9 protein-coding genes and 1 pseudogene are annotated in these 6,801 nt (G+C 43.2%); 6 read left to right on the forward strand and 4 right to left on the reverse strand.

Annotation, left to right across the window (positions count from 1 at the left end; all coding sequences use genetic code 11):
* Positions 1-131: 131 nt before the first annotated feature.
* From AC2TDN_RS02720 to AC2TDN_RS02740, 5 genes and pseudogenes are all read left to right on the forward strand, one after another.
* Entirely contained in the window at positions 132-350 is a 219-nt protein-coding gene (locus tag AC2TDN_RS02720) for a hypothetical protein (RefSeq protein ID WP_484686930.1), read from the forward strand.
* A 56-nt stretch (positions 351-406) separates the two neighbouring features.
* A pseudogene (locus AC2TDN_RS02725) lies at positions 407-667 on the forward strand (substrate-binding domain-containing protein); the annotation flags it as partial.
* Positions 668-706: 39 nt separating this feature from the next.
* Positions 707-1,210 (forward strand): MgtC/SapB family protein, encoded by a 504-nt coding sequence (locus AC2TDN_RS02730; RefSeq protein ID WP_482064840.1) that lies wholly within the window; start codon positions 707-709, stop codon positions 1,208-1,210.
* 236 nt (positions 1,211-1,446) lie between these two features.
* Positions 1,447-1,605: a hypothetical protein gene (locus AC2TDN_RS02735; protein ID WP_482064839.1), complete on the forward strand. Its 159-nt coding sequence runs from the start codon at positions 1,447-1,449 to the stop codon at positions 1,603-1,605.
* 287 nt (positions 1,606-1,892) lie between these two features.
* Complete coding sequence (locus AC2TDN_RS02740) at positions 1,893-2,834, forward strand: aldo/keto reductase family protein (RefSeq protein WP_482064838.1); 942 nt, start codon at positions 1,893-1,895, stop codon at positions 2,832-2,834.
* A 148-nt stretch (positions 2,835-2,982) separates the two neighbouring features.
* On the opposite strand, the gene AC2TDN_RS02745 is transcribed toward AC2TDN_RS02740, so the two are convergent.
* Entirely contained in the window at positions 2,983-3,207 is a 225-nt protein-coding gene (locus tag AC2TDN_RS02745; RefSeq protein WP_482064837.1) for a hypothetical protein, read from the reverse strand.
* A gap of 270 nt (positions 3,208-3,477) precedes the next feature.
* On the opposite strand from AC2TDN_RS02745, the gene AC2TDN_RS02750 reads away from it, so the two are divergent.
* The gene (locus tag AC2TDN_RS02750; RefSeq protein ID WP_484686931.1) at positions 3,478-4,008 is read left to right on the forward strand and encodes a cysteine hydrolase family protein; all 531 of its coding nucleotides are present in this window, start codon (positions 3,478-3,480) and stop codon (positions 4,006-4,008) included.
* A 172-nt stretch (positions 4,009-4,180) separates the two neighbouring features.
* Here AC2TDN_RS02750 and AC2TDN_RS02755 read toward each other — a convergent pair whose 3' ends face one another.
* The 3 genes from AC2TDN_RS02755 to AC2TDN_RS02765 form a co-directional block, all read right to left on the reverse strand.
* Entirely contained in the window at positions 4,181-5,263 is a 1,083-nt protein-coding gene (locus AC2TDN_RS02755) for a LysM peptidoglycan-binding domain-containing protein (protein ID WP_484686932.1), read from the reverse strand.
* Between the two features lie 281 nt (positions 5,264-5,544).
* Positions 5,545-6,075 (reverse strand): SMI1/KNR4 family protein, encoded by a 531-nt coding sequence (locus tag AC2TDN_RS02760; protein WP_484686933.1) that lies wholly within the window; start codon positions 6,073-6,075, stop codon positions 5,545-5,547.
* Positions 6,076-6,476: 401 nt separating this feature from the next.
* Positions 6,477-6,801, reverse strand: a 325-nt coding sequence (locus AC2TDN_RS02765) for an IS66 family transposase (protein WP_484686934.1), incomplete at its 5' end; no start/stop codon positions are given.

Raw genomic sequence — 6,801 nt, forward strand, 5'->3', positions numbered from 1 at the left:
GGCTTACAACTATACTCGAGCAACTGGGATAAGCTTTAGGGAATTATTAGAACAGAAACTGAAATTGCCGCTAGGCCTAAGCTATTCCACGTTGGTTTGCTTCCGCAGATCGGATGGAGGGATACCGAAATATGCTGAAAATTGCTTCGAAAAATAATGAATGCTGGAGTAACCCAATTTTAAACGAGGACCTTCATGAAGTTTCAACCGTAAATAACGACAATGACAAAATTATTCGCGACATATGCAATTATTTAGTTGGTCTCGGCCGTCGCGACATCATGTTTCTTAATGCAGGACAGCAGATGACCGTCTCCATCGAAAGAACGGAGGCTTATATAAAAGCATAAAATGAGCATCAAATTGCGTTTCGTCCGCATATGATTCATTAGATGATGATCGAACCGCATATAGCGCGATGAATGCGATCAAGGATCTAGGCTATAGCGTTCCGGAGGATATTTCATTGTTCGTGATCTGCGGAGATCTCTCGATGATGCATCAAGTTACGCCATCGTTGACGGGCATGGATTTGCAGCCTGCGGAGCTTGGTGTACAATCCCTTAGGCTGCTGATGCACAAGCTGGGCGTACTGGACGGCGAGTATGACGATCATTGGATCGTGAACAGCACGATCGTAGAAAGAAGCTCTTGTTCATTGATATGAAACAAGATGCCATAATTAAAAAACTAAGTGAGGCAAGCTATGACAGATCTAATTGCATTTTTTTCTTCTTTTTTCACGGAATATGAAATTTATTTCCGTATTTTTATTAGCGCATTCTTAGGGCTGCTTATCGGATTTGACAGAACCCATAAGAATAAACCGGCAGGCGTGAAAACCTATACATTCGTTACGGTTGCATCAGCGCTGATTACCATTGTTTCCATTGAAAGCGTTGTGGTCTACGGGCATATGCATGAGAGAACGATGATGGATCCGATGCGTCTGGCTGCGCAGATTGTGTCCGGGCTAGGCTTTCTTGGAGCCGGGCTCATTATGAAAACCGGCTTCGAAGTAAAAGGATTGACTTCAGCGGCGATGATATTATTCGCGGGAGGCGTAGGTATCGGAATAGGAGCCGGCTTCTATGGCATTGTCATATTCACGATCATTACGGCCTTTTTGTTTATCCGTGTCGGCGGCTGGATCGAGAAGCGGGAGCATGACAAGCTGCTGGTGAAAGAGGATAAGGATTTATCCGCGTGAATTAAATACGATTACGATTAAGACGCCGGGAGAAATGTTCGGCGTTTTTTAGTGCGCTGGGTTTGGACGCCTTAATGAAGTTCGACGGAATGCAAAAGGTGGCTTTTCTATATGTTTTTGGGATACAAACGAGATGACCAAAGGATAAGTTATCTAAAATAGTAGAGAGAAAGAAGCACAAATCCTGCATGTTCATAATATATTGAACTAAGAATAGCGTTGGGAGGTACTATAAAATGCCTAGTATTCTAGTTCAAATCGCTTTTTTAATTATTTTTGTATGGTCGATCATCATGTTGGTTCAAGATTTAAAGGTATCCCGAAAGATGTGGATGAATGTTTTTCTTCATGCTTCTGTTGCTGTTGTATCGCTTCATTTTCTTCTAGTATTCTAAAATAGGGATCCAATAGAGAGCAAGACGATGTATATGGGATAATATATTAAAACGTAACGAGAAGCATGCAGTGTTGCTATTAAGCAGCCGCTGCATGCTTTATTGTCTATCGAAGCCAACGATAAAAATAGCCTAATAGAGTAGTTACTTCATGTATAGTATGTATAGGTTATATAATTTAGTGACTTTTTTTTCACTACTTACATGTTCAAACAAACTTCTCTAGAATAGAATTGCAAGCGTTACTTTCCATTGCGATTACACTATTCTTAAGGAGATGAGTTGAGATGCAATTTCGTCATTTAGGAAAAAGCGGATTGAAGGTTAGCGAGATCAGTCTTGGAAGCTGGTTGACATACGGAGGATACGTAGAACGCGAAAACGCGGTGAAAGCGATACAGACAGCCTATGGGCTGGGCATTAACTTTTACGATACGGCGAATGTGTACGAGAGAGGCGAGGCTGAGAAGCTGATGGGTGAGGCGCTTCGTGCCTTTCCGCGTGAATCCTACGTGCTTGCGACCAAGGTGTTCGGCCAGATGGGCGACGGTCCCAATGACCGCGGCTTGTCCCGCAAGCATATTATGGAGCAGTGCCATGCCAGCCTGAAGCGGCTTGGCGCAGATTATGTGGATCTGTATTATTGTCACCGTCATGACAAGGGCACGCCGATGGAAGAGACGCTGCGGGCGCTCGATGATCTGGTGCGTCAAGGCAAGGTGCTGTATGTAGGCGTCAGCGAATGGACAACCGCCCAAATGGTGGAGGCGCATGCGATCGCGGATCGTTATTTATTGGACCGCATCGTAGTAAACCAACCAATCTATAATATGTTTAACCGTTATATCGAGAAAGAAGTCATTCCGTACGGGGAGCGAGGCGGCATCGGACAAGTCGTGTTTTCGCCGCTTGCTCAAGGTTTGCTGACTGGGAAGTACAGCTCGGTGAACGAGGTTCCTGCGGATAGCCGCGCCGCGAAGCTCGATGGCATGCGGAAAAATGTGACCGAGGAGAAAATTAATAAAGTGCGCGAGCTGGGCAAAGTGGCATCCGAGCTTGAGCTGACGGTTGGCCAATTGGCGCTTTCCTGGATTTTGCGGCAGCCGAATGTGTCGAGCGCACTGGTCGGTGCGAGCCGCCCCGAGCAGATAGAGGAGAACGCGAAGGCGTCCGGTATCGTGCTGAGCGCGGATGTAATCGAGCGGATCGAACATATTTTAGAATCGTAAAAGCAGGAGGAGTGTGGAGTGAGGAGCAGTTGCTGCGGCAGCTGCTCCTTTTCTTTTTATAAGCTAATAGATACCGAGATCACAGAAATATTAGGTTTGATAGCCGGCGAGATTGGGAACCTATCTATCTATAAGCAGGCGCAGCACCTTAGTAGACGAACTGCAAACTGCTCGCAGCTTGTACAATCTTGTTTGTGATGGTGTCAAAGGCATCCGTTTTGACTCCATCAGATAGGTTTAACGAATTTATTTGCTTGATCGACTCTTTCCCCGCATTCATCAAGTCCAGAAGCAGCTGCGTTTGCTCTTTGTGCGTTGTCGCTGCGTTAAGCTTACTTTGTATGATAAACAGCTTGCCTTCAAAAGCATTCATAATGCTCTTGAATATCACCGCTTGGTCTTTGGGAGCGACTATGGTCACTTCTTTTTGGAAAATAACTTTATTCGATTCATTGGATGGGTAGACGATTGATGCTTTTTGTCTACAGTAAGTTTGAATGACATGTGCTCAGATTGAGGGTGTACGCGTGGATAAACAGTATCGTATATGAAAACACCAGAAGCTGATCAAACGTTGTTAAAGAACGTGTGTTCGCATATAATGAAGAGGATTCTATTATAATCATGGGGTGAGGTCTACATAATGAATGATACTGCTTTGCTAATCATTGATGTTCAAAACGGCATGTTTCAGGAAACAGACCCAGTATACGACGGTAATGGATTGCTTGAGCGCATACGCGAACTTATCAAAAAAGCTAGAGCATGTGATACTCCCATTATTTATGTCCAACATAATGAAGGTGAAGGCGAGCCTTTGGAGACCAATAGTCCAGGCTGGAACATACACCCCATGATAGCTCCTGCTGAGGGTGACACTATTATTCAAAAGCATACGCCAGACTCGTTCAACGAAACGAATCTCCATACGGAGCTGGTGAAGCAAGGAATTAGTAAAGTTGTTATGGCGGGACTTCAAACCGATATGTGTATCGATGCAACATGCCGAAGAGCCAGCGAATTAGGCTATCATGTGACAGTGGTCCAAGACTGTCATAGTACTTGGGGCCAAGGCGATCAAAGCGCGACACAAATTATAGCGAACTACAACGATGAGTTTCGGTCTTTCGCGGACTGCTATGAATCGTCGTATATTGTATTTTGCTCCGAATAAAAAAAAATCGCCCATTCGTCGGCTATACCGGCGAATGGGCGATTTTCATTTCTCAAAGTCAATTTCTAAGAAAACATCTACGATGACTGCTGCTGACCCGAGTTTTTCAGGCGGCGAAATGCACTGGGAGAATCGATTGAGCGTTTTGCAATATTCCCCACCTTATTGTTGTTTATGACTTAGGAATTTTCAGTACGGTACCAGCTTTTACCTGATCAATATCGACGATATGATTGTAGTCCGCAATGAACATGGCGTGTTTGGTCGTGCCGTAGTAGGTTTTGGAGATGCTGTAGAGCGTCTCGCCTTTCTGCACGGTATGCTCCGTAGCTTCAAATTCTGTCGAGTTGTCCCTAGAGTCGATGTTTTTATTTGGCGTGTAGTTTTTAAGAGAAGGGATGACAAGGTTAGTGCCGGCCTTCAGTCCTTCGTTTTTGTCCAGTTTATTTTCACTCGCAATGTAATCTACATACTCTGCTGATTTATAAAACATTCTGGAAATACCGGAGAGGGTATCACCAGCTTGAATTAAATAGGTTGACGGCAGTGTAATCTTGGAATAGTCTTTGGTGTTCTGAGGCTTGCCGCTTGATGAATCGGTCTCTGAGGACACCGCAGGAATCGTAAGCGTGTCGCCGGCTTTCATATCGTTAATAAAAAAAATGTGGTTATGCTCTGCAAGCAGCGCGTACTGGTCCTTGGTTTGATAAAATTTTTCTGATATCGATCTCAAGGTATCGCCTTTTTGGACCACATAGGTTGTAGGCAGTTTCACAGCATGGCTTTTATCTTTTGGCTCGTTGTTGCTCTCCTTCTGGCCTTGGCTCGGCTTATCCGACTGCTTCGGTACGGTTGTTTCCGCTTCGTCTTTGTTTTTCACCGGTGTTTCGGTTGCTGTAGGCTCTGGGATTTTCGTGTTCTCCTCAGTAACCTCTTTAGGCTCTTGCGTTACTTCAGTGTCGACTGTACCGGCAGGTACTGGCTCATCGGCTATTGATTCATTTCCGTTTTGTCCGTAATTTGACGAATCAGAGCTAGGGGCATCGCTATTCCCAGACTGATTATTGGTTTCAGTTTGCTCAGCAGTCGCTGTTTGAAGATTGGTATCGACTATATTCGTATATTTGCTGTACAGTATTCCGCAGAGGGCTACGAGAATGATGACGACTGCTAGATAAAGTGATAACGTTGATTTCTTAAATGATGCCAAGCTTCCCTTTGAACGTTTGTTGCTTCGTGTAGTTTTGTTTTCCAATTCGTAATCTTCTCCTTTACCTCAACATATTCCTATTCTATCCGACTTGTCGAAACCTGTGGAATGGGACTAAACAGCCATTTTTCACGTACAAGTTGGAAGTATATGCGCAGGGATTGAATATCGATTTGATTAACTTGCAGTCAGTTGGTGGAGCTATGGAGAGCATCTGGAGAGGAAGTATGAATGGGTTATAGAACGAAATATAGTACCACAATTAAAGGGGTTGGATAGGATGGACTGGTAAGAAATTAGAATGTGTAGCTGTAATAAAGAGTAAGTCATAAACACAATCTATAAAAATTCTCAGCGGAGTAATAGTGCCATTCCCAAAAATGTTCACCTGAAGCTTGAATAAACCGTAAGAACCAAATTTCAAAATTAAAATTCAATTTTTGTTTATCATTGAGTGACCAATAAAGATAATTAGTCTTACGGTCATTCACATCAGCCTCTTTAGAATTAATGAAAAGCATTTCTCCATCTAAATAACCAACTGGATACCATCCTTGTGGTAAAGCCTCTTCTAGCCTGTCCATTATTTCTTTTATTTCAGTCAGGCTTAAAAGAAGAAATCCTCCACCATACATACTAAACAATGTTGCTCCATTATGGATTATTAAAAACTCCCTGTAATCTGGCGGTAAAATAACATGATAAGAATCAATGAAGCTTTGAATGTCCTCCTCAATGGTTGAAGGATTAAACAAAAACTTTACGTAGACAGAATCACCTGAGGAATTTTGAACCGTTATTTCATTGTTGACCATTCTACTTTTCAAGCCAGTAAGTGTACTTTGTAATACGCTCATAATTTCTCCCCCAAAAATATGATAAAAGAAAAAGACTACTAAACAATTGTTTTGGACATACGCAGATTCCTCCCCTTTGATGTCGTAAACTAATGATTCCATTCAGTCTTTGATAATCCTGCTTTTAAGGTTAATTCAAGGAAAATGTAAGATTGGAGAAAGAGTGGTACGGTATGATAAAAGCGAGGGAACGAGGAGGAATGTTTTTGCGATTGTTGGAATTATTGAGCCTATTCCCAAATTGGGAATAAAAAAGCCACCATTTATGCTTATGAACTCTGAATCATTCTTTGCTAGTCGCCGCTTCTGCAATGGATGGAAGGGACCAGTCCAATAAACCATATCCGTAAGCGTCAAATAGCCCCCACCTTGTCATCAGATGAGAGCTAAGATAAGCTGGATTAAGATTTAAACACGTGGCAAGTCAGCGGTAGCGATGTTGACCAAGGCAACAGCTTGTCTAGCGTTTCCGGATTTTTCGGATCTGGGAGCTGCGGGAGTTGCTCAAACAAATACATTAGATATTTGAACGGATTCAGCCCATTTTCTTTCGCCGTTTCCATCATGCTATAGATGATACTACTTGCTTTTGCGCCGCGAGGTGTATTGGCAAACAGCCAGTTCTTTCTACCAATTACAAACGGTTTAATCGCTCGCTCACTTCGGTTATTGTCAATCTCAAGCCTACCGTCTTCTAAGAAAGCCGTCAGCTTTTCCCATTGGTTT

It is taken from the genome of Paenibacillus sp. Y660, assembly GCF_057221575.1.